Source organism: Methylobacterium sp. R2-1 (assembly GCF_014191355.1).
In the GTDB taxonomy this organism is placed as follows: domain Bacteria; phylum Pseudomonadota; class Alphaproteobacteria; order Rhizobiales; family Beijerinckiaceae; genus Methylobacterium.
Window position 1 is genome coordinate 107,184 of sequence record NZ_JACHWM010000015.1, and the last position, 19,560, is coordinate 126,743.

A 19,560-nucleotide genomic window follows, 5' to 3' on the forward strand; every position below is an offset into this window, starting at 1 on the left:
CTGACCCCTCCCCACGAAGGGGAGGGAATTGGAAGGCTTACGCCGCGGCGTCTTCGGCCGGGGCGGCAGCCTTCTCGGCGCGCTTTGCGGCGCGCTCCTTGGACTTCTCGCCGGGCTCGGCCTTCTGCGGGTTGTTGCGGGCCGGGCGCTTGGCGAGGCCGGCGGCGTCGAGGAAGCGCAGGACGCGGTCGGTCGGCTGGGCGCCCTTGGCGAGCCAGGACTGGATCTTCTCGTTGTCGAGCACGATGCGGGCCGGATCGTCCTTGGCCTTCATCGGGTCGTAGGCGCCGACCTTGTCGATGAAGCGCCCGTCACGCGGTGCGCGGGCGTCGGCGACGACGATGCGGTAGTAGGGGCGCTTCTTGGCGCCGCCGCGGGTGAGACGGATCTTGAGGGACATCAGTCGTTCCTTTCGGTGTCGTGTTTCTGAGTGGCGTTGTGATCGACGTTCTCGGCGATCGTCCGGTGGTGCCGAATGACTTCCTTGACCACGAAGGCGAGGAACTTCTCGGCGAAATCGGGGTCGAGCTTGGCTTCGACCGCGAGATTTCTCAGGCGCTTGACCTGACGCGCCTCCCGATCCGGATCGGAGGGAGGCAGGCCCTTGCGGGCCTTCAGCTCGCCGACCCGCTGCGTGCAGCGGAAACGCTCGGCGAGCAGATGGATGAGCGCGGCATCGAAGTTGTCGATGCTCTCGCGTAGGCTTGCCAGCTCGGGATCGACCCCTTGTGCGGACAAGATCGTCATTTCTTCTTACCCGGCAGGAAGCCGCCGAGGCCCGGCAGCTTCGGTCCGCCCAGCCCAGGAAGGCCCGGCATCTTTCCGCCGCCTAGGCCCGCCGGCATCGGCGGCAGCTTGCCGCCGAACTGCTTCTCAATCTCGGCGATCTGCTCCGGCGTCGGCTCGGGCATGCCCGGGGGCAGCTTCATGCCGCCGGGAAGACCGCCCGGCATACCCCCGCCCAGCCCGAACATGTTGCCCAGCGCCTGGCCGATGCCACCGCGCTTGCCCGATCCCATCGCCTTCATCATGTCGGCCATCGTCCGGTGCATCTTGAGGAGCTTGTTGATCTCCTCGACCTTGACGCCGGCACCTGCCGCGATGCGCTTCTTGCGGCTGTTCTTGAGAATGTCGGGGTTCTTGCGCTCCCCCGGCGTCATCGAGGAGATGATGGCGCGCTGGCGCTTGAACATCTTCTCGTCGAGGTTGGCGCCTTCGACCTGCTTCTTCATCTGCCCCATGCCGGGCAGCATCCCCATCAGGCCACCGATGCCGCCCATCTTCTCCATCTGGGCGAGCTGCATCGACAGGTCTTCGAGATCGAACTTGCCCTTCCGCATCTTCTCGGCGGTGCGCAGGGCCTGCTCGTGGTCGATGGTCTCGGCCGCCTTCTCGACGAGCGAGACGATATCGCCCATGCCGAGGATGCGGTTGGCCACCCGCTGCGGGTGGAATTCTTCCAGCGCGTCGACCTTTTCGCCGACGCCGACGAGCTTGATCGGCTTGCCCGTCACGGCGCGCATGGAAAGCGCCGCGCCGCCGCGGGAATCGCCGTCCATGCGAGTCAGCACGATGCCGGTGACGCCAAGGCGCTGATCGAAGGCACGCGCGGTGTTGACCGCGTCCTGGCCGGTGAGCGCGTCAGCCACCAGCAGCACTTCGTGAGGGCTGGTCACCGCCTTCACCTCGGCGGCCTCGTTCATCAGGCCTTCGTCGACCGTGGTGCGGCCGGCGGTGTCGAGCATCACCACGTCGAAGCCGCCGAGCCGGGCAGCCTCCATGGCGCGCTTCGCGATCTGCACCGCCGACTGGCCGGCGACGATCGGCAGGCTCTCGACCTCGACCTGTTTGGCGAGCACCGCGAGCTGCTCCATCGCCGCAGGGCGACGGGTATCGAGGGACGCGAGCAGCACGCGCCGCTTCTCGCGGCTCGCCAGCCGCCGGGCGATCTTGGCGGTGGTGGTCGTTTTACCTGAGCCCTGCAGGCCGACCATCAGGATGGCAACGGGGGCGGGCGCGTTGAGATCGACGACGCTGGCATCGGTGCCGAGCATCGCAATGAGCTCGTCGTTGACGATCTTCACGACCATCTGGCCGGGCGTCACCGACTTGAGGACGACCGCGCCCACGGCCTTCTCGCGCACCTTATCGGTGAACGAGCGCACCACCTCCAGCGCCACGTCCGCTTCAAGGAGCGCGCGGCGCACCTCGCGCATGGCGGCGGTGACGTCGGCCTCCGTCAGCGCGCCGCGGCGCGTCAGCCCGGAGAGGATGCCGGAAAGGCGGTCGGAAAGGCCTTCGAACATGCGGGTTCAGAGGTCCTTACTGGTGGAGGCCGGCATTGGCCACGCGACGCGCGCGCAGCGCATCCTCGAAGGCCGCCACCGCGCGGGCGAACTTGTCACGGCACTCCGCATCGCAGAAGCCGACCACCGCGCCGTTGTAAAGGGTCAGCGCCTCGGGCACGATCGGTTTGCCCGACCAGGGGCAGAAGTCGTTGACCGCATCCTCGATGCGAAGGGTCGTGTCGCTCGCGGGCGCCATGGCAGGGCTCGTTTGACGCTTCGGCGAACGCACGGCAACGACAAGGGCGCCCGAGGGCGCACACGCGCTGTCGGACGTTGACCTCCGGCCTCTCGGGCCGGTCGGCGGCTCATCGTGACGTTCGAACGTCGAAATGGAGCCGGGCGGATAGGCCCTGGGCCGCGTCAAGTCAATCCCGGGTAGTGTCTCAGTTTGAAATTTGCCTAGCGCACGCCCTGAGCCGTCTGGGGAACTAGCGTCTCGCGCTTTGCCTCACCCGGCTGAAATGGCTTTTCCAATTTGAATGAATCATTCAATATTGCCGCGTCGTGAGTGCGAACTATGTCAATATATTCTTGAACTTTATCGGATGGATTTTCACCTGCCGCAATCTTAAGGCTAAGTATATCTAACTCATTTCGAGTAATTCTATTGGCTTTCCATTTGCGTTCGAACCCGCCAAAGACGCCGGCCGCCGAAAGGATTGAACCCAACAATGCGATCAACGGAACGTAGTCCGATAGGTTTATTCCGCAAACAGATATATTTTTGCCTGCGATGGCCGCCACCACAACACCGGAGATAGTCGAGATCCCGAAAGCTAAGTGAAACGCGGTGCTCCACGCTCGACAGCCCCTGTCCGCCTGCTTTCGACGTTTTGTGATTTCGCTCGCAAGCTGTTCGTTCGTCATGGTGGTATCCGATACATCAGCGTATCGCCGTCTATGTATTTTGTACAGTCCCCGCTTTCCTAGAGCGGGCTCTGCAGCATCCACCAATGCGGCAACCTCGTCCATACTTCACAGGCTGTCGCTAATACCCGCGGCCATCGCGGGAGTGAACCTTAGCGATTTGTGGATCCGCACGAAGTTCTCGCCGGTGGTAATCTGCATGACGCGGACGGCATCGCCGATCGCGTCGGCGGGGCGTTTCTCGCCTTTAGGTCCGGCGGGTATGACTAATCCTTGATCCCGCCAGCTTTGGGATCATGAACGCTCTCAATAGTCGCGGTGATCTCGTCATCGAGTAGATGGTCGTCTAGCGCAGGATCATTGAGATCAATCCCCGCACCGCGTGCGGGCTCCTTCAAGCGCCTCATCTCGACGACAACACGCTCCTCAATACTGCGGTCCCACCAAGTGGGATCATTCTGGATATTCGATGTGAGCCAGTCGCGCGTGAAGCTCGAAGCCTGCTCTGCCGTGTCCATCCTCCTGCTTGACCCCAAACATACGCCAGCCGGCGGGGATGCGCGAGCGAACGGGGCAGGAACGCGGAGCGAACTCGGCCAGGCTCAGATTCCAAACTGAGACACTACCCAATCCCGAGCCCGTTCCCCCGATAGATGCCGAAGAAGGCGGCCGGACGCGGACCGGTGCGCGGCTGTGCCTAAAGCGGACGTAAGCGGACGGTTAAGCTTTACCCTTCGTTAAGCATGTTCGGGTCTGATGATCGACAACGCACCGCTGGAGGTGCCCGAGGACGACCCGATGTCGGAACCCGCTCGACAGGCCCCATCACCCGAGTCCGGTCTCCGGCCTTCGATCAGCACCGCGCCGCTGCGGGATTGGCTTGCCACCATGCGCGCGACCGTATCCGAGACGCAACCCGTCGAATTGCGCCAGGCCGAGCCCGCTGCTCCCGCTGAGCCCGAGATCGAGGCGCGCGGCAACGGCTGGTCGCCCCGCCTCGTCTCCGCTGCAGCGAAGTCGGCCGAGGCCGCCGACGAGGACGTCGCCGAGATCATGGCCGAGAACATGATGCTGAAGGCCCGGCTCCGACTGGAATCCGAGCGCCGCGACGAGCTGCAGATTATTCTGGCTCAGGAAATCCGCGAGTTGCGCGCCCACATTGCCGAGGAAGTCGGCAAGATGGAGGATCTGCGGACCGAGCGCGATCTCTGGCGTGCCCGCTGCGAGGCCCTGGCCGCGCCGCTGTTCCAAATGCAGCAGCGCTGAGCCGCTTCCGATACCCTGAACATGCGAAGGGCCGCCCCATGGGGCGGCCCTTCCATTGTCGAACCGGTCAGTCCGACGAAACCTGTCGTGATCCTGCGGATGCGTTAGGCGCACACGCCGGAGGTAACGGTCCAGGCCTTGGTCGTCGGCGACGGCTGATGACAATGAGACACTGGATCACCTCCTTTCGTTCGTTGCGGGTGAGCCCAAGGTAGGGAGGATTTCCGCCGCGCGAAAGGCCCCTGCCAGCTGATCCGGTGCGTTGTCTCGCCGCGGTGCACAACGCGGCGACATGCGCGGCGCTGGCCGACGGGCGGAGAGGAGCCTAAAGAGAGCGCCCGTCAGCATCGGTCAGCCCATAAAAACGATGTCTTCCGCCGCCGCCCCGCGCGTCTCCGCCGACGATGCCCTCGACCCGCGTGCCATGCGTGAGCCGCTGCCGAACGCGTGGTACTGCGTCGGCCAAGCCTCGGCGATCGCGGGCGGAAAGATGCGGGCGGTCGCGCTTAACGGCGAGCAGGTCGTCGTCGGCCGGGCCAGGGACGGCGCCCTGTTCGCGCTGCGTGACCGCTGCCCCCACCGCGGCATGGCCCTGTCCAAGGGCAAGTTCGACGGCGACACGCTGATGTGCCCGTTCCACGGCTGGCGCTTCGGCACCGACGGGCGCTGCCGCGACGTGCCGACACTGTCCGAGCACGACGCCTCGGATTTCTCGCGCATCGCCGTGCAGCGCTTCCCCATCGTCGAGAGCGCGGGCTTCCTCTGGGTGAACCCGCATCTCGGGCCGTCCGACCCGGGTGCCGTGCCGGCCGTGCCCAGCCTCGACTTCGAGCCCGCGGGCTGCCTCGTGCTGGAACTTGAGGTCGAGGCCTCGTTCGATCTCACGACGCTGAGCCTCGTCGATCCCGGCCACGTCGCCTTCGTCCACGACACGTGGTGGTTCAGGCCCTCCAAGGAGCTGCGGGAGAAGGTGAAGACCTTCCAGCCCGTGCCGCACGGCTTCGTCATGACGAGCCACGCGACCACGACGAGTTCGCCGGTCTACCGCCTGCTCGGCGGCGTACCAGAGGTCGAGATCGAATTCCGCCTGCCCGGCGTGCGGCTGGAGCGGATCAAGGCGGGCACGAAGCGGGTGGCGAACTACACCTTCGCCACGCCCATGAGTCCCAACCGCACGATGCTGACGAACGCGCTCTACTGGAGCATGCCGGCGCTCAACCTCCTGAAGCCGGTCGCCCGACCGATGATGCGCCAGTTCCTGACACAGGATCAGCAGGTGCTGCAGCATGCGCAGGCCGGGCTCGACCGCAAACCGACCATGGTGCTGCTCGGACAGGGTGATCTGCCCTCGCAATGGTACTTCCGCCTCAAGCGCGAGGCCCTGGAGGCGGCACGCGAGGGCAGACCCTTCGCCAACCCTCTCGTTCACCAGGAATTGCGCTGGCGCTCGTGAGGTTGTGAAGCCATCGCCTGAAACTTTTCCGGTCCCAGCATCGTAGCGATGCGTATCGCTTGAGTTGAGCGAGGGAGTATCCGGTGCCGAGGTTGCACTACGTCATCCGCCGGAGCCGGTCCGGCCGGTTCAACTTCACCCTGTTATCCGAACATGGCCGCATCAACGGTACCGTGATCGTCGCCACGCAAGACCTTCCCCGCGACGAGGTGGAGCGGCAGGCTCGGGAGAAGATTCGCAACCTCGCCGACGCACTCGTCTCGGTCGTGGGACCGGGCGCAAGCCTGTCCTGAGGCTCTGCGCCGCGCTTGAACCGCGGACCGAGCGGGCCATCTTGGCCGTATGAAGAAGCGTGGCCTGCTCACGGTCGTCAGCGCGGCCACGGTGATGACCCTTGGCGGCGTCGGCTACGCCGCCCATCGCCGGGGCAGAAATCCCTATTACCGCGGTCCCACGAGCGACCATTTCGACGGTCTGCGCTTCCACGCCGCGAACCAGCCGCCGGACAAGTCGCTTTCCGACCTCGCCCGGTGGCGCCGGACCGGCAAGCCCGAGGCCTGGCCGGCCAGCTTTCCGAGCCCGTTCCCGGCGGACAGGCCGCCGGAGCGGGTGGACGGCTTCCGCGTCGTGCTGATCGGCCATGCGAGCTACCTGTTCCAGGTCGCGGGCCGCAACATCCTGGTCGATCCGGTCTTTGCCCGGCGCGCGAGCCCGGTCCGCTTCGCCGGGCCGAAGCGGGTCAATCCGCCGGGAATAGCCTATGCCGACCTGCCGCCCATCGACGCGGTGCTGATCACTCACAACCACTACGACCATCTCGACGGGCCGACACTCGCCCGGCTCTGGCAGGACCACCAGCCGTTGATCGTGGCGCCCCTCGGCAACGACGCGATCCTGCGCGGCTACGACGAGACCATGCATGTCGAGACCCGCGACTGGGGCGAGTCGGTCGATCTCGGTGCCGGCATCACCGCCCATCTGACGCCCGCCAACCACTGGTCGGCCCGCGGACTCAACGATCGGCGCATGGCGCTGTGGTGTGCCTTCCTCCTCACGACGCCGCGCGGGGTTCACTACCATGTCGGCGATACCGGACTCGGTGACGGCGCGATCTTCCGCGAAATCCGCGCCCGGTTTGGGCCACCACGACTCGCGACCCTGCCGATCGGCGCCTACGAGCCGCGCTGGTTCATGCAGCCGCAGCACATGAACCCGGCCGACGCGGTGGAGGCCCTGACCCTGCTCGGCGCCGATCAGGCGCTCGGCCACCATTGGGGCACCTTCAAGCTCACCGACGAGGGCATCGAGCGGCCCATCGAGGCACTGGCCGAGGCGCTGACGGCGGCCGCGCTGCCGCCGGAGCGGTTCCTGGCATTGCGGCCGGGTCAGATCTGGGAAGGGTAGGGGCCGCCGATCGTCTGATCGGCGCCGACGCATTCACCCGGTTGCATCCCGTTCCGGCGGCCTCTTGCCGGACTTCTTGCCGGATGCGCGGTTCGCCAGCGTGATCCCCGCCGAAGCGGCCACGATGCAGCCGATGGCACCCACCTGCACCGCGGTCAGCCGTTCGTCGAGGAAGGCAAGGGCTGCGAGTGCGGCGACGGCCGGTTCGAGGCTCATCAGCACGCCGAAGGCCGGACGTGGCAGACGGGTGAGGGCGAACATTTCGAGCGAGTAGGGCAGGGCGCTCGACAGCACGGCGATGACGAGGCCCATGGTGAGGGTGGTGGCCGTGAACAGGTCCGCGCCGGCCTCCGTGAGTCCCACCGGCGTGACCACGAGGGCGGCGACCGTCATGCCGAGGGACACCGCCCGCCCACCACCGGCTCGGCCGGCGCGCTGGCCGAAGACGATGTAGGCGGCCCAGCACAGGCCCGCGCCGAGAGCCAAAGCCGTGCCCGTCGGGTCGAGGGGGGCCGTCTCGCCGAGCGGCAGCAGCAGGCCGAGCCCGAGCACGGCAAGACCGATCCAGGCAAAGTCGAGCCCGCGGCGCGAGCCTGCCAGCGCCACGGCGAGCGGTCCGGTGAACTCGATGGCGACCGCGATCCCGAGCGGGATCGTGCGCAGCGCCAGATAGAACAGCAGGTTCATCAGCCCGAGCGCCGCGCCGTAAAGCACGATCGCCCCGATCTCCCCCCGCTCCGGGCTGCGGCGCCACGGCCGCCAGACCGCGAGCAGGATCAACGCCGAGAAGCCGACGCGCAATGCCGTGACGCCCGTTGCGCCCACGATGGGAAACAGACTCTTGGCGAGCGCCGCGCCGCTCTGGATCGAGATCATCCCGGCCAACAGGGCGAGGATGGGCAGGACGACGTCGGACGCCCCGGACCGCGCCCGCACGGTCAGAGGATGAAACGGCTGAGATCCGTGTTGGCAGCGAGATCCGCGACCCGCTCGCGCACGTAGCCCGCGTCGATCGGCACCGTCTCGCCGGAGCGGTCGGTGGCGGTGAAGGAGATCTCGTCGATCACCCGTTCCAGCACCGTTTGCAGGCGGCGGGCGCCGATATTCTCCACCGAGCCGTTCACCTCCACGGCGACGCGGGCAAGCGCGTCGATCGCGTCCTCGCTGAAGTCGAGGGTGACGCCCTCCGTCTCCATCAGCGCCACCGTCTGCTTGATCAGGCTCGCCTCCGTCGCGGTCAGGATCTGCTTGAAGTCCTCGACGGTGAGCGGCTGCAGCTCGACGCGGATCGGAAGGCGGCCCTGCAACTCCGGCAGGAGGTCGGACGGCTTCGAGACGTGGAAGGCGCCGGAGGCGATGAACAGGATGTGGTCGGTCTTCACCGGCCCGTGCTTGGTCGCCACCGTCGTGCCCTCGATCAGGGGCAGCAGGTCGCGCTGCACGCCCTCGCGGGATACGTCGGCGCCGGAGCGGCCCTCGCGGGCGCAGATCTTGTCGATCTCGTCGAGGAAGACGATGCCGTTATCCTCGACCTCGCGGATCGCCTCGCGGATCAGCGCGTCGTCGTCCACGAGCTTGTCGCTCTCCTCGGCGATCAGCGGCGCGTAGGCGTCGGCGACCGTGATGCGGCGCGGCTTGCCGCGCTGGCCGCCGAGCGCCTTGCCGAGCATGTCGGAGATGTTGATCGCGCCCATCGAAGCGCCCGGCATCCCGGGAATCTCGAACATGGGCAAGCCCTGCGAGCCACTGGGGGCAAGTTCGATCTCGACTTCCTTGTCGTCGAGTTCGCTGGCCCGCAGCTTCTTGCGGAAGCTCTCGCGGGTCGCCTGGCTTGCGGTGGGGCCGACGAGCGCGTCGAGGATACGCGACTCGGCGGCGGCCTCCGCCTTGGCCTTGACCGCTTTGCGCTTCTCCTCCCGCGTCAGGCCGATGCCGACCTCGACGAGATCGCGCACGATCTGCTCCACGTCGCGGCCGACATAGCCGACCTCAGTGAATTTGGTCGCTTCGATCTTGAGGAAGGGTGCGCCGGCCAAGCGCGCGAGGCGGCGCGCGATCTCGGTCTTGCCGCAGCCGGTCGGCCCGATCATCAGGATGTTCTTCGGCGCCACCTCATCCCGCAGCGGCCCCTTGAGCTGCTGGCGGCGCCAGCGGTTGCGCAGCGCGATGGCGACGGCACGCTTGGCGTCCTTCTGGCCGACGATGAAGCGATCGAGCTCGGAGACGATCTCGCGGGGAGAGAAGGTGGTCATCGGGCTCCTGCGGCCGATTTTTCGGGACTTGGTGGGGCGCGGCGCGGGGCGCGCGGAGCCGCCTCCGAAGGACGATCTAAGGGGGCAAAGCCCGGCTTTCCAGAGCGCCGGCGCTTCAGGCCGCGTCGAGGGATTCGATGACGAGGTTGCCGTTGGTGTAGACGCAGATCTCGGCAGCGATCTTCATCGCCTTGCGCACGATCGCCTCGGCATCGAGACCACCGTCCTCCAGCGCGCGGGCGGCCGAAAGGGCGAAATTGCCGCCCGACCCGATCGCCATCACGCCGGTCTCGGGTTCCAGCACGTCGCCGGAGCCGGAGAGCAGCAGGCTGACCTCCTTGTCGGCCACCAGCATCATCGCTTCCAGGCGGCGCAGATACCGATCGGTGCGCCAGTCCTTGGTGAGCTCGACGCAGGCGCGGGTGAGCTGGCCGGGATACTGCTCGAGCTTGGCCTCCAGCCGCTCGAACAGGGTGAATGCATCCGCCGTCGCGCCCGCGAAGCCGCCGATCACACTGCCCTTGGCGAGCCGCCGGACCTTGCGGGCATTGCCCTTCACGATGGTCTGGCCAAGGCTGACCTGGCCGTCGCCGCCGATCACCACCCGTCCCCCTTTGCGGACCATCAGGATCGTGGTGGCGTGCATTTGCGGCAGGCGATCGTCGGTCTGGGCCAAGGAGGCGCTCCGGTTCTTAGAAAGAGCTGAGATGCCAGCCGAGAATGAGGGCTACCCATCGTCGGCTGTCCTCGCGAATGCGAGGCGGCGGGCGTCCGCCGGACGCGATGACCCCGACCATCGGTCGGGAGCATCGCCACGTGTCATGAGCCTCAGTTATGCGCTCACACGCCCGGCTCCAAGACGGGGCGCCGCATCGCCCCAAAAAGCTCCGCGCAAGCCACCCTCCCTATTGGCTCGAACAAAGGGCCGCCGCGCGTCGGCAACCCTCCCCGCAAAGGTGTCCCCCGGAGCCTCCCCATGGGAATCCTCGTCGGCCTCGTCATCGCGATCGGCTGCATGCTCGGCGGCTTCGTCGCCATGGGCGGGCATCTGATCGTGATCTGGCAGCCCTGGGAGTTCGTCATCATCTTCGGGATGGCGGCGGGCACCTTCGTCATCGCCAACCCGATGAAGACCGTGATGGATTCCGGCAAGGCGACGATGGAGGCCTTCACCAACAAGGGGCCGAAGCGCCAGGACTTCCTCTCGCTGCTCGGTCTGCTGCACGCCCTGATGCGCGAGCTGAAGACCAAGCCGCGCAACGAGGTCGAGACGCATTTCGACGATCCGGCGAATTCCGAGATCTTCAAGAACTATCCCGAGGTGACCAAGGACCAGGACCTGGTTCTGTTCATCTGCGACTATTGCCGCCTGATCCTCATCGGCAACGCCCGCTCGCACGAGATCGAGGCGCTGATGGAGGAAGAGATCGGCACCCATAAGAAGTACAAGCTCAAGCCCTACGCCGCGATCAACACCGTGGCGGAGGCGCTGCCGGCGCTCGGCATCGTCGCGGCGGTGCTCGGCATCGTGAAGGCGATGGGCGCACTCGACCAGTCGCCGCAGATCCTCGGCGGCCTGATCGGCGCCGCGCTCGTCGGCACCTTCATCGGCGTGTTCGCCTCCTATGGGATGCTTGCCCCGCTCGCCGTGAAGATCAAGGGCGTGCGCGAGAAGCAGTGCAGCGTCTACACCATCGTGAAGCAGAGCCTGATCGCCTACATGAACGGCGCGCTGCCCCAGGTCGCGATCGAGCACGGCCGCAAGGGCATCGCCGGCTCCGACCGCCCGACGATCGACGAGGTCGAGAGCGCCACCGTGCCCGGCGCCCGCGCCGAACCGGCCGCGGCTTAAGGTCAGTCTGAGATGGATGAGACCCAGACCTCCGACGCTGTGCCCGAGACCGAGCCCGAGTTCTCCTCGGTTCTCCCGCCCTTCGTGACGGCGGCCAAGCCTGCGGCCGACATCCGCACCCGCATCCAGGAGGCCGGCGGCCTGTCGCTCGACCGGCTGCCGATGCTCAGCGTGGTGTTCGACCGCCTCGCCACCGCCTGCAGCGACGCGGCCAAGCACCTGGCCGCCTCCTCGACCTTCTACTCGCTGAACGGGGTCGAGAGCGGACGCTTCGGCGAGTTCCTCGACAGCTACGACGCCAATGCCGTGGTCGGCATCTTCCACGCGCCGGGCTGGGACGGGCACGTCCTCGTCGGGCTCGACCGCGACTTCATCTACACCATGACCGAGGTGCTGTTCGGCTCCGACGGCTCCGAGCCGCCGGTGGAGGACGAGCGCACCTTCTCCGCGATCGAGTTGCGCATCGCGCAGATGGTGTTCGAGCAGGTCGGCAAGGCGCTGGAATCCTCCTTCGGCCTCGTCTCGCAGACGAGCTTCCGCCTGGAGCGCACCGAGACACGGATGGAGTTCGCGGTGATCGGCCGGCGCTCCAACAAGGCGGTTCAGGCCAGGTTCCTGCTCCAGGCCCTCAACCGCGGCGGCGAGATGTTCCTCATCATCCCGCAGACGGTGCTGAACCCGCTGCGTCCGGCACTCGGCAAGGTGCTCACCGGCGAGTCGTCGGCCCGCGACCCGCGCTGGGCCGAGCAGATTGCCGCGGAGGTGCAGAAGACGACCGTGCGCCTGCGGGCCGTTCTCGAAGAGCGTCACCTGACACTCGGCGAGATCGCCGGGCTCAAGGTCGGGCAGGTGCTCACCCTCGACGCCACGCCCGCCACTCGGGTCAAGCTCGAGGGCAACGACCGGCCGCTGTTCTGGTGCCGGGCTGGGCAGTCGCAGGGCACCTACGTCCTGCGGGTCGAGGACGCGATCAGTCCGGAGAAGGAGGGCGCCCATGGGCTCCTTGGTTGACGGCATACTCCTCGTCGCACTCGTGGCCACGAGCGCCTGCGTGGTGCCGATGTACCTCAAGCTCAAGCGCCTCGACCGGACGCAGGCCGAGTACGGCGCGGCGGTCGCCGCCTCCGGCGTGGCCTTGACGCAGGCCGGCGAGGCGGTGCGCTCCTTCAAGGAGGAGGGCCGCGAGGTGCTGGATGCGCTGAGCCTCAAGATCGAGGAGGCGCGGGCGGCGCTCGCCGAACTGGAGGCGTCGCGGGCGGCCCTCGTTGCGGCACGCTCGGAGAAGCCCTGAGGCGGCGTCTGCCTCAGTCGTCGCTGGGCTTGCCGGCCTTCTCGACGATGGCGCCGGTCCGCGGATCGAGCTGAACCTTGATGGTCCGGCCGTCGCGGCTGACCTTGGTCTTCCACACGCCGTCATCGGCCTCGATGCTGCGCACCGAGCCGTACCCGGCCTCGGACAACTTGGTCAGGACTTGGTCGATCGGCATCCAGTCTTTCCCGGGCGCGTCGGCCCGGGCCGGCGCGGCGGCGAGGCCGGCATTCAGAGTGGCGGCCAGGGCGGCGGCGAGGACGGTCTTGAGGGTGTTCACGGTGTTCGCTCCGGTTTTCGTGTCGTGATGCCTCCTGATGTCACCGCGCGGCCCCGCGACACTGACGGCCGCCGTCAGCGAAATGTCAGCCGGGACTGGCACCGCGTGACACGCGTGCTTTTTCGGATCTCCGGCGACAGCCTCGCGTCAGCCAAGCCGGCTAGACCGTCATCACGCCCAAGCGGACCCGACGAGCCCGAGCGATGAGCAGCACCCCCTTCCCCGATACCGATCTCGCCGGCACCGAGCCCCGCGTCGGCGACGGGCGCAACCTCGATTCGATCCTGCGCATCCCGGTGCTGATGCAGGTCGTGCTCGGTTCGGCGTCCATGCCGGTGGCCGACCTGATGAAGCTCGGGCGCGGCGCCGTCGTCCCACTCGATCACCGCGTCGGCGAGCCCGTGGATGTGATGGTCAACGGCCGTGTCATCGCCCGCGGCGAGATCGTGATCGTCGAGGAGGACAATTCCCGCTTCGGCGTGTCGCTGACCGAGGTGGTCGGCCCCTCCGCCGCCGACCAGAACAGCTGAGCCTGGGCGAGAGCGGGCCGCCATGTCATCGAGTCCTCTGGCATCGAGCCCTCTTGCATCGAGCCCCGTCCCCCCGGACGTCGTGCCCGCGGGCGCCGTCACGACGCGCGTAGTGGCGGGCCGGCGGCTCGACCCCGTCGACCAAGTCGCGGCGCTGCTGCTCGCTATGGGCAAGCCCGCGGCAGGGCGGCTCATCAAGTATTTCGAGCCGGACGAGCTCAAGCGCATCACCCGCTCGGCCTCGAATCTCGGGGCGGTCAGCCCCGAGCAGCTCGACACGGTGGTGGAGACCTTCTCCGCCGAGTTCTCCGCCGGCAACAGCCTGATCGGCACCGCCAACGAGGTGGAGAAGCTGCTCAGCGGCCTGCTGCCGGCCGACCAGATCGCCGACATTCTCGCGGATGTGCGCGGCAACGCCACTCGCTCGGTCTGGGAGCGGCTCGGCACCGTTCAGGAGAGCGTGCTGGCGAGTTACCTCGTCAAGGAGCATCCCCAGACTGCGGCGCTGATCCTGTCCAAGGTGAAGCCCGCCACCGCCGCCAAGGTGATGGGCCACCTGCCGGCGCCCTTACGCAACACCGTGATGCGGCGGATGCTGAACTTCAAGCCGATCGTCGACGACGTGCTGCACAGCATCGAGAAGACGCTGCACGAGGACTTCATGATCAACGGCGCGCGCAATTCCGGCGCCGACACGCACGCCAAGATGGCCGACATCATCAACAAGATGGAGCGCCAGCAGATGGACGACGTGCTCTCCAGCCTCGGCGAGTCGCGTCCGAAGTCGGTGGAGATCCTCAAGGGTCTGCTCTTCACCTTCGACGACATCGTCAAACTGGCACCGCGCGCGCGCACCACCCTGTTCGACGCTGTCCCCAACGACCGGCTGGTGCTGGCCCTGAAGGGGACGGACGTCGAGTTCCGCACCACGGTGCTCAGCGCCCTCTCGGCGCGCGTGCGCCGCATGGTCGAGCACGAGCTGAACGGCGGTGAGCCGGCGGCGCAGCGCGACGTCATGGAGGCGCGCCGCTCCATCACGGATCTGGCCATGGACATGGCCGGGCGCGGGGAGATCGAGATCAACCCGGGAGGCGAGGATGACGCGCTCATCCGCTGATCGGTGCCCCGTTCGCGCTCGCCAGCGGGGCTGATGCGTGGCGGAGGAGACCGACCACGAGAGCAAGACCGAAGCCGCCACGGAGCGGCGTGTCCGCGAAGCGATCGAGAAGGGCGACATCCCCTTCTCACGCGAGGCACCGGTCTTCGCCTCGACGCTGGGCCTGCTGATCGCTCTGGCTCTGTTCGCGCGGGGGCAGGCGGTGCAGCTCGCGGGCGATTTCGCGCCGATCCTCGACGACCCGCGCGGCTTCTCCCTGGAGACAGGCGGCGACGCGATGCTGCTCCTGAGCCGCGTGGCGATGGCGGCGGGCCGTTTCCTCCTGCCGATCCTGCTGATCCTGGCGGTGTGCAGCCTCGCGGCCTCGCTCCTCCAGAACCTGCCGCGCCTCGTCCTCGACCGGATCACCCCGAAATGGTCGCGGGTCTCGCCAATGGCGGGCTTCACGCGAATCTTCGGAACTTCAGGTCAAGTCGAGTTCCTGAAATCCGTCGTTAAATTCCTGTCGGTCAGTGTCGTCGCCCTTCTGCTCCTTCGCTCGGAGCGGACAAGAGCCGTGAACGCCATGTTCGTCGATCCGAGCCAACTGCCCGAACTGATCCTGACGGTCTCGATCCGACTCGTCTCGGCGGTGGCGATCGCCACCATCGTCATCGTGGCGGGCGACCTCGTCTGGGCGCGGCTGCGCTGGCAGCGCTCGCTCAGGATGTCGCGCCAGGATATCAAGGACGAACACAAGCAGACCGAGGGCGATCCGTCGGTCAAGGCGCGGCTGCGCTCGCTCGCCCAGGACCGCGCCCGCAACCGGATGCTCGCCAACGTCGATCGGGCCACCGTGGTGATCGCCAACCCTACCCACTTCGCCGTGGCTTTGCGATACGAGCCCTCCGAGAACCCGGCCCCCCTCGTGCTCGCCAAGGGGCAGGATCTCATCGCCCTGCGCATCCGCGCGATCGCCGAGGAAAAAGGCATTGCCGTGATCGAGGACAAGCCTCTCGCAAGGTCGCTGTACGATGCTGTGCAGGTCGATCAGACGATTCCGGCAGAATTTTACCGCGCCGTGGCGCAGATCCTTTTCTTCCTCTTCGCGAGAGCTCGATGACCCCTCAGGTCCAACGTTTCGCGCCAGGGCCATCCGCCGTCCCGCATACCTATGCGGCCGCCGAACAGATCTTCGCGGAGGCGCTGCGCGACTTCATCGGCGAACTGTGCCTGCTGGACGGCGGTGTCCTGATCGGCTGGATCCGCGGCGAGCGGCACGGCAATATCGCCGACATCGTCTCCTCCTCCGCCGAACTGTTCTTCAAGGAATCGGTGCTGACCTACGCCGACGCGGCCGACGTGTGCCTCGATTGGGGCCGCTCGATGCAGGTGGTCCTCGACCTCGAATTCGCGGCCGAGCCGATGACCGTATTCTTCAAGCTGGTCCTCGACGAGGTGTTTGCGGGCGTCGCGATCCAGCGCATCGTCGCAGAGGATATGGCGGCGCTCTCTCTCGAAGGCTTCGCCCACGCCGTCAGCCAGGCTCGGGTTGGACACGCCTGACGGCGACGCGCGAACCGCCTTGAAGAGGCGCCCCGGCCGAGAGGCCGACCGGGCACCCGTCAGGGATGCAGAGCGCGCGCCGGGGACAAATTTCTGTCCATGTATGGAATTGTACATTCCGCTGATTGACCCCCTCGCTGCCACGCTACATGACGGGATCAACGCTGCGTCTCGACGCCTCGCGGAGGACATGGCAATGTCTCCCGAAGGTGCCCAAAACCTGCTCAGATCGCAGCGCAAGGCCGGGGCGATCCGGCTGGGTCAGGGGGATGGTCGTCGATGTACTTCCTGGTCGATCCGCGCGATTCCGTGAACGCGGGTTACAAGGCCAGCTTCGAGCGCGAGGGGATCTCCTCGTTCGCGCTCATGCCCGAGGAGTTCCTGGGCTGGCTCCAGGCGGCCTCGCGAAGCGATCTCGAAGCGATCCAAGGCTTCCTCCTCGGTGATTTCGAGGAGCGGGCGAAATGCGCGAGCGTGATCCGCAAGCAGTCCCGCGCCCCGATCATCGCGCTGGCCGACCTCCGCTCCCTGGAGCAGACCGTCGAACTGCTGGAAGCCGGCATCGACGACGTGCTTCCCAAGCCTGTTCATGTCCGTGAGATCCTGGCCCGGTCCGAGGCGATCTGGCGCCGGGTCAATGGCGCCGTTCAACAGGGCGAGGCGGAGGGTGAGAGCGCGAGCGAGGCCAAGACGCCGGACCGGCTCAAGGTCTTCCACGACGGGCGCGACCCCGAGATCGATGGCGTGCCGCTGTCCCTGCCTCGTCGGGAGCGGCACATCCTCGAATATCTCGTGCGCAATCGCGGGCGTCGGCTCACTAAGACCCAGGTCTTCAATGTAGTCTACGGCGTCTACAGCAATGGCGTCGAGGAGAGTGTGATCGAGGGCCATGTGAGCAAGCTGCGCAAGAAGCTCTCCGAGCGGCTCGGCCACGACCCGATCGAGGCCAAGCGGTACATGGGTTACACCTACGTCGGTTGAGGCGAGCTACTGACAGAACGTCTTTGCTCCCGGCGTCCAGTTGCCGAAGCCGGAGGCGACCATGTTGGTGATGACCCGGCAGACATAGACCTTCTGCGCCGGATTGTTGTTGGGCCCTGCATGGTAGCGGGCGACCGCCAGCGTCCAGCTTCCCTCACGCTCCTTCAATTCCTTCAGGAAACGGGTCGCGTACTCGACGTTCTGAGCCGGGTCGATCATCGCCTCCAGCGAGGCGAACTTCGCCCGGTGATAATGGTGGTTGATCTGCATGCAGCCGAGATCGACCAGACGCACGCCCTCCTGCTGCGCCTGGGTCAGGCGCTGCACCACGTCGGCGGCGCTGGTGCCGAAATAGGCCTTGCCCTGGATGTTCATGGCGTAGGGCTGGAGCGAGCCGCGATTGCCGCTCTCCGTCAGCCCGACGGCGTAGAGCATGCCGAGCGGCACGCCGTGCTTGGCGGCAGCCTGCGCCATCTGGCGCTCGCACACACGGGAAGTGTCTCCCGGTGCGGCCGCCGCGGCTGTACCGGCAGCGCTAGAGATACAGGCTGCCGTGATCGCGCCCGCGAGAATCCGTCTCATGGTTCTGCTCCTCGGTGGGCGTGGCGGCCTCGTCCGCGCGGGGGGATGGGCGCCGGCCCGACTGATCGGGCGTCGCCGCGCCCGGTTGTCTGTCATGCTGCCCGCCCTGCGATCCGGCGAAGGATGCGAAGCCCTGGCCGCGCGATCCGGATTCGCCCAGGCCGGCGCCGCCGGACTGGATCGTCACGGTATCGGGCTCGTAGCCGGCCTCCCGCAGAAGGCCGGAGAGCAGGTCGCCCTCCTTGCGCAGGCGCTCGGCGGTTTCCTCGCGGCTGGTGCGCAGGCTCATCTCCAGCCGCCCGTCCTGCAGACGCATCCGCACCAGCACCGAACCTAGATCGGCCGGATGGAGCTGGAGCGTCAGGATCTTCAGCGGTCCGGCCTCGGCGGAGCCCGGAAGCGGGCGGGCCTGCGCCGCGGGCGCGGCGGGCAGCTGGGCGCTGACCGCATCGACGATCTGGCGCAGCGGAGAGGCTGGCGCCGGAGCCGCCGCACTTGCCGCTGCACTCGCCGCCGTCTGCGGGACGGGCTCGGCCAGCGATTGCTCCAGTCGCGGGGCTTCGGTCGTGGCGGTGTCGGTTCCCGCGCTCACGCCGCGCTCGGCGCTGGCCTCCACACGCGGCGTCAAGGCGGTGTCTCGCGCCGAGGCCGCTTCGGACGGAGCGACCCCAGTCGGACGTTCCCGCGCCGGTTCCGGGCCGTGCTGAGCCTGTCCCGCGGTGCCCGATCGGGTGACAGCAGCCGGTTCGGTGAGGTCTGCGTGTGCGCCTTGATCGGGCAGGAGCGGAGCCGTCTCCGCCGCACCGGCCGGTTCGGCAGGATCGTTGCTGAGGGCGGCGCGATCGCGCTCCGTGGGGCTGCGAAGGGCTCCGGGCACAGCGGCTTGCGTTGCCGCGGCAAGTGCCGGCGGCTGAGCGGTCGCGGCCGGGTCGGGGGAGGCCGGGCGCGGTGTGACGACGGTTGTAGACGGCCCGTTCACTGGGTCGCGCGAGGCCGCAGCGAACTCGCGCTGCACCAGAGCCGGCCGGTCCGACTCGCCGCCTGCATGGTGTGTATCGCCCGGAGGCAGCGTGGCTGGAAGCGGATCAGGGCTTGGCCGCAGGAGCCCGCTCGTTGCGTCCGTCGGCTCCTGCGAGGTTGCACCGGCCTCAAGAGCGATCGCAGCACGCGAGGGCGCGCGCGCGAGGCTTCGGGCTGCGGCCGGCGTGCCGCCAATGCTCTCGGGCGCCGGGAAGGCTGGCAGGGCGATCGATGCGCCCGGTCCCGTGCTGCCCGCCTCCATCGAGGGGGTTGCCCCACGAGGCCGAACGGGCGCGAAATGCGTCTCTAGACCGACCATCGAAATCTGCACTGTCGGTTCCGCTGGGACGGAGCTCGCGCCGGCTCCGGCCCGCGCAACGGCCCGCTGCACCATTGCATCGAGGGCGGCATCCGGACCGGCCGCGGGTGCGGTGGGGGCGGCCGCGCCTGCGAGGGCCATCAGCGCCTGCAGTGCCGAGCCGGAGGCATCGGTGCCGGCCATGAGGAGCGGGCCGGCGGGATCGGCAGGTCGTGTATCCGCGCCGGTCTCGGTCTTCCTGGGCGGAGACTCTCCGGTCGGAGCCGATCCACTCTCGGTCCCACTCTCAAGCGCGCCGAGCATCGCCTCGAAGTCGGGGGCGCCGCCCGCGCGCGGATCCTCGCCCGCGGAAGCAGGTCCGGACTCGGGCTTCGGCCGCAGCGGGGAAAGGGTGTCGAGAGACCGCATCACGGGTCGATCGTCCGGTGGTTGGAG

24 protein-coding genes are annotated in these 19,560 nt (G+C 67.5%); 12 read left to right on the forward strand and 12 right to left on the reverse strand.

The window, feature by feature from the left end; genetic code table 11:
- Positions 1 to 37 precede the first annotated feature (37 nt).
- The 6 genes from rpsP to FHU13_RS20735 form a co-directional block, all read right to left on the reverse strand.
- Positions 38 to 400: a 30S ribosomal protein S16 gene (rpsP, locus tag FHU13_RS20710; protein ID WP_012452566.1), complete on the reverse strand. Its 363-nt coding sequence runs from the start codon at positions 398 to 400 to the stop codon at positions 38 to 40.
- The gene (locus tag FHU13_RS20715) at positions 400 to 747 is read right to left on the reverse strand and encodes a chorismate mutase (RefSeq protein WP_183437730.1); all 348 of its coding nucleotides are present in this window, start codon (positions 745 to 747) and stop codon (positions 400 to 402) included. Before FHU13_RS20715 ends, rpsP begins: the two co-directional genes overlap by 1 nt.
- Positions 744 to 2,306, reverse strand: coding sequence for a signal recognition particle protein (gene ffh / locus FHU13_RS20720; protein WP_183437731.1), 1,563 nt, complete (start codon positions 2,304 to 2,306; stop codon positions 744 to 746). Before ffh ends, FHU13_RS20715 begins: the two co-directional genes overlap by 4 nt.
- 16 nt (positions 2,307 to 2,322) lie before the next feature.
- The gene (locus tag FHU13_RS20725; RefSeq protein ID WP_183437732.1) at positions 2,323 to 2,544 is read right to left on the reverse strand and encodes a glutathione S-transferase; all 222 of its coding nucleotides are present in this window, start codon (positions 2,542 to 2,544) and stop codon (positions 2,323 to 2,325) included.
- A 203-nt stretch (positions 2,545 to 2,747) separates the two neighbouring features.
- Complete coding sequence (locus tag FHU13_RS20730; RefSeq protein ID WP_183437733.1) at positions 2,748 to 3,215, reverse strand: hypothetical protein; 468 nt, start codon at positions 3,213 to 3,215, stop codon at positions 2,748 to 2,750.
- 266 nt (positions 3,216 to 3,481) lie between these two features.
- Complete coding sequence (locus tag FHU13_RS20735) at positions 3,482 to 3,733, reverse strand: hypothetical protein (protein ID WP_183437734.1); 252 nt, start codon at positions 3,731 to 3,733, stop codon at positions 3,482 to 3,484.
- A 238-nt stretch (positions 3,734 to 3,971) separates the two neighbouring features.
- Between FHU13_RS20735 and FHU13_RS20740 the strand changes: the two genes are divergently transcribed.
- The 4 genes from FHU13_RS20740 (at position 3,972) to FHU13_RS20755 (ending at position 7,338) form a co-directional block, all read left to right on the forward strand.
- A complete protein-coding gene (locus FHU13_RS20740; protein ID WP_183437735.1) occupies positions 3,972 to 4,481 on the forward strand; it encodes a hypothetical protein in 510 nt (169 codons plus the stop codon).
- Positions 4,482 to 4,848: 367 nt separating this feature from the next.
- Positions 4,849 to 5,934, forward strand: coding sequence for an aromatic ring-hydroxylating dioxygenase subunit alpha (locus tag FHU13_RS20745; RefSeq protein WP_183437736.1), 1,086 nt, complete (start codon positions 4,849 to 4,851; stop codon positions 5,932 to 5,934).
- Between the two features lie 83 nt (positions 5,935 to 6,017).
- Positions 6,018 to 6,227, forward strand: a complete 210-nt coding sequence (locus FHU13_RS20750; protein WP_312889624.1) for a hypothetical protein — start codon at positions 6,018 to 6,020, stop codon at positions 6,225 to 6,227.
- A 49-nt stretch (positions 6,228 to 6,276) separates the two neighbouring features.
- Positions 6,277 to 7,338, forward strand: coding sequence for an MBL fold metallo-hydrolase (locus FHU13_RS20755; protein ID WP_183437737.1), 1,062 nt, complete (start codon positions 6,277 to 6,279; stop codon positions 7,336 to 7,338).
- 33 nt (positions 7,339 to 7,371) lie between these two features.
- On the opposite strand, the gene FHU13_RS20760 is transcribed toward FHU13_RS20755, so the two are convergent.
- The 3 genes from FHU13_RS20760 to hslV all read right to left on the reverse strand — a co-directional run bounded on the left by FHU13_RS20760 (position 7,372) and on the right by hslV (position 10,266).
- Positions 7,372 to 8,274 (reverse strand): EamA family transporter, encoded by a 903-nt coding sequence (locus tag FHU13_RS20760; protein ID WP_183437738.1) that lies wholly within the window; start codon positions 8,272 to 8,274, stop codon positions 7,372 to 7,374.
- Between the two features lie 2 nt (positions 8,275 to 8,276).
- Positions 8,277 to 9,590: an ATP-dependent protease ATPase subunit HslU gene (gene hslU / locus FHU13_RS20765; RefSeq protein ID WP_183437739.1), complete on the reverse strand. Its 1,314-nt coding sequence runs from the start codon at positions 9,588 to 9,590 to the stop codon at positions 8,277 to 8,279.
- Between the two features lie 115 nt (positions 9,591 to 9,705).
- Positions 9,706 to 10,266, reverse strand: a complete 561-nt coding sequence (hslV, locus tag FHU13_RS20770) for an ATP-dependent protease subunit HslV (RefSeq protein WP_183437740.1) — start codon at positions 10,264 to 10,266, stop codon at positions 9,706 to 9,708.
- 300 nt (positions 10,267 to 10,566) lie between these two features.
- On the opposite strand from hslV, the gene motA reads away from it, so the two are divergent.
- From motA to FHU13_RS20785, 3 genes are read left to right on the forward strand one after another with little or no spacing between them, the layout of a single operon-like run.
- Positions 10,567 to 11,442 carry a flagellar motor stator protein MotA gene (gene motA / locus FHU13_RS20775; RefSeq protein ID WP_108938689.1) on the forward strand — a complete coding sequence of 292 codons (876 nt, stop codon included), beginning with the start codon at positions 10,567 to 10,569 and terminating at the stop codon, positions 11,440 to 11,442.
- A 12-nt stretch (positions 11,443 to 11,454) separates the two neighbouring features.
- Complete coding sequence (locus FHU13_RS20780; RefSeq protein ID WP_183437741.1) at positions 11,455 to 12,453, forward strand: flagellar motor switch protein FliM; 999 nt, start codon at positions 11,455 to 11,457, stop codon at positions 12,451 to 12,453.
- Positions 12,437 to 12,733, forward strand: a complete 297-nt coding sequence (locus tag FHU13_RS20785; protein ID WP_183437742.1) for a hypothetical protein — start codon at positions 12,437 to 12,439, stop codon at positions 12,731 to 12,733. The genes FHU13_RS20780 and FHU13_RS20785 overlap by 17 nt, the downstream gene beginning before the upstream one ends.
- A 13-nt stretch (positions 12,734 to 12,746) precedes the next feature.
- On the opposite strand, the gene FHU13_RS20790 is transcribed toward FHU13_RS20785, so the two are convergent.
- Entirely contained in the window at positions 12,747 to 13,031 is a 285-nt protein-coding gene (locus tag FHU13_RS20790) for a PepSY domain-containing protein (protein WP_183437743.1), read from the reverse strand.
- A 203-nt stretch (positions 13,032 to 13,234) separates the two neighbouring features.
- Here FHU13_RS20790 and fliN point away from each other — a divergent pair, with 203 nt between their 5' ends.
- The 5 genes from fliN to FHU13_RS20815 all read left to right on the forward strand — a co-directional run bounded on the left by fliN (position 13,235) and on the right by FHU13_RS20815 (position 17,204).
- Positions 13,235 to 13,561: a flagellar motor switch protein FliN gene (gene fliN / locus FHU13_RS20795; RefSeq protein ID WP_183437744.1), complete on the forward strand. Its 327-nt coding sequence runs from the start codon at positions 13,235 to 13,237 to the stop codon at positions 13,559 to 13,561.
- Between the two features lie 37 nt (positions 13,562 to 13,598).
- Positions 13,599 to 14,678, forward strand: a complete 1,080-nt coding sequence (locus FHU13_RS20800; RefSeq protein WP_183437802.1) for a flagellar motor switch protein FliG — start codon at positions 13,599 to 13,601, stop codon at positions 14,676 to 14,678.
- A gap of 37 nt (positions 14,679 to 14,715) precedes the next feature.
- Positions 14,716 to 15,780, forward strand: coding sequence for a flagellar biosynthesis protein FlhB (flhB, locus tag FHU13_RS20805; RefSeq protein WP_183437745.1), 1,065 nt, complete (start codon positions 14,716 to 14,718; stop codon positions 15,778 to 15,780).
- Positions 15,777 to 16,223 (forward strand): hypothetical protein, encoded by a 447-nt coding sequence (locus FHU13_RS20810; RefSeq protein WP_183437746.1) that lies wholly within the window; start codon positions 15,777 to 15,779, stop codon positions 16,221 to 16,223. Before flhB ends, FHU13_RS20810 begins: the two co-directional genes overlap by 4 nt.
- 279 nt (positions 16,224 to 16,502) lie before the next feature.
- Positions 16,503 to 17,204 carry a response regulator transcription factor gene (locus FHU13_RS20815; protein ID WP_183437747.1) on the forward strand — a complete coding sequence of 234 codons (702 nt, stop codon included), beginning with the start codon at positions 16,503 to 16,505 and terminating at the stop codon, positions 17,202 to 17,204.
- Between the two features lie 6 nt (positions 17,205 to 17,210).
- Here FHU13_RS20815 and FHU13_RS20820 read toward each other — a convergent pair whose 3' ends face one another.
- Entirely contained in the window at positions 17,211 to 17,786 is a 576-nt protein-coding gene (locus tag FHU13_RS20820; RefSeq protein ID WP_183437748.1) for a transglycosylase SLT domain-containing protein, read from the reverse strand.
- Positions 17,740 to 19,533: a flagellar hook-length control protein FliK gene (locus tag FHU13_RS20825; protein ID WP_183437749.1), complete on the reverse strand. Its 1,794-nt coding sequence runs from the start codon at positions 19,531 to 19,533 to the stop codon at positions 17,740 to 17,742. Before FHU13_RS20825 ends, FHU13_RS20820 begins: the two co-directional genes overlap by 47 nt.
- Between the last annotated feature and the right edge of the window lie 27 nt (positions 19,534 to 19,560).

Excerpts from the sequence above, each read along its gene's own strand:
- rpsP (WP_012452566.1), bottom strand. The coding sequence starts at position 400 with ATGTCCCTCAAGATCCGTCTCACCCGCGGCGGCGCCAAGAAGCGCCCC.
- FHU13_RS20715 (WP_183437730.1), bottom strand. The coding sequence starts at position 747 with ATGACGATCTTGTCCGCACAAGGGGTCGATCCCGAGCTGGCAAGCCTA.
- ffh (WP_183437731.1), bottom strand. The coding sequence starts at position 2,306 with ATGTTCGAAGGCCTTTCCGACCGCCTTTCCGGCATCCTCTCCGGGCTG.
- FHU13_RS20725 (WP_183437732.1), bottom strand. The coding sequence starts at position 2,544 with ATGGCGCCCGCGAGCGACACGACCCTTCGCATCGAGGATGCGGTCAAC.
- FHU13_RS20730 (WP_183437733.1), bottom strand. The coding sequence starts at position 3,215 with ATGACGAACGAACAGCTTGCGAGCGAAATCACAAAACGTCGAAAGCAG.
- FHU13_RS20735 (WP_183437734.1), bottom strand. The coding sequence starts at position 3,733 with ATGGACACGGCAGAGCAGGCTTCGAGCTTCACGCGCGACTGGCTCACA.
- FHU13_RS20740 (WP_183437735.1), top strand. The coding sequence starts at position 3,972 with ATGATCGACAACGCACCGCTGGAGGTGCCCGAGGACGACCCGATGTCG.
- FHU13_RS20745 (WP_183437736.1), top strand. The coding sequence starts at position 4,849 with ATGTCTTCCGCCGCCGCCCCGCGCGTCTCCGCCGACGATGCCCTCGAC.
- FHU13_RS20755 (WP_183437737.1), top strand. The coding sequence starts at position 6,277 with ATGAAGAAGCGTGGCCTGCTCACGGTCGTCAGCGCGGCCACGGTGATG.
- hslU (WP_183437739.1), bottom strand. The coding sequence starts at position 9,590 with ATGACCACCTTCTCTCCCCGCGAGATCGTCTCCGAGCTCGATCGCTTC.
- motA (WP_108938689.1), top strand. The coding sequence starts at position 10,567 with ATGGGAATCCTCGTCGGCCTCGTCATCGCGATCGGCTGCATGCTCGGC.
- FHU13_RS20780 (WP_183437741.1), top strand. The coding sequence starts at position 11,455 with ATGGATGAGACCCAGACCTCCGACGCTGTGCCCGAGACCGAGCCCGAG.
- FHU13_RS20785 (WP_183437742.1), top strand. The coding sequence starts at position 12,437 with ATGGGCTCCTTGGTTGACGGCATACTCCTCGTCGCACTCGTGGCCACG.
- fliN (WP_183437744.1), top strand. The coding sequence starts at position 13,235 with ATGAGCAGCACCCCCTTCCCCGATACCGATCTCGCCGGCACCGAGCCC.
- FHU13_RS20810 (WP_183437746.1), top strand. The coding sequence starts at position 15,777 with ATGACCCCTCAGGTCCAACGTTTCGCGCCAGGGCCATCCGCCGTCCCG.
- FHU13_RS20815 (WP_183437747.1), top strand. The coding sequence starts at position 16,503 with ATGTACTTCCTGGTCGATCCGCGCGATTCCGTGAACGCGGGTTACAAG.
- FHU13_RS20820 (WP_183437748.1), bottom strand. The coding sequence starts at position 17,786 with ATGAGACGGATTCTCGCGGGCGCGATCACGGCAGCCTGTATCTCTAGC.
- FHU13_RS20825 (WP_183437749.1), bottom strand. The coding sequence starts at position 19,533 with ATGCGGTCTCTCGACACCCTTTCCCCGCTGCGGCCGAAGCCCGAGTCC.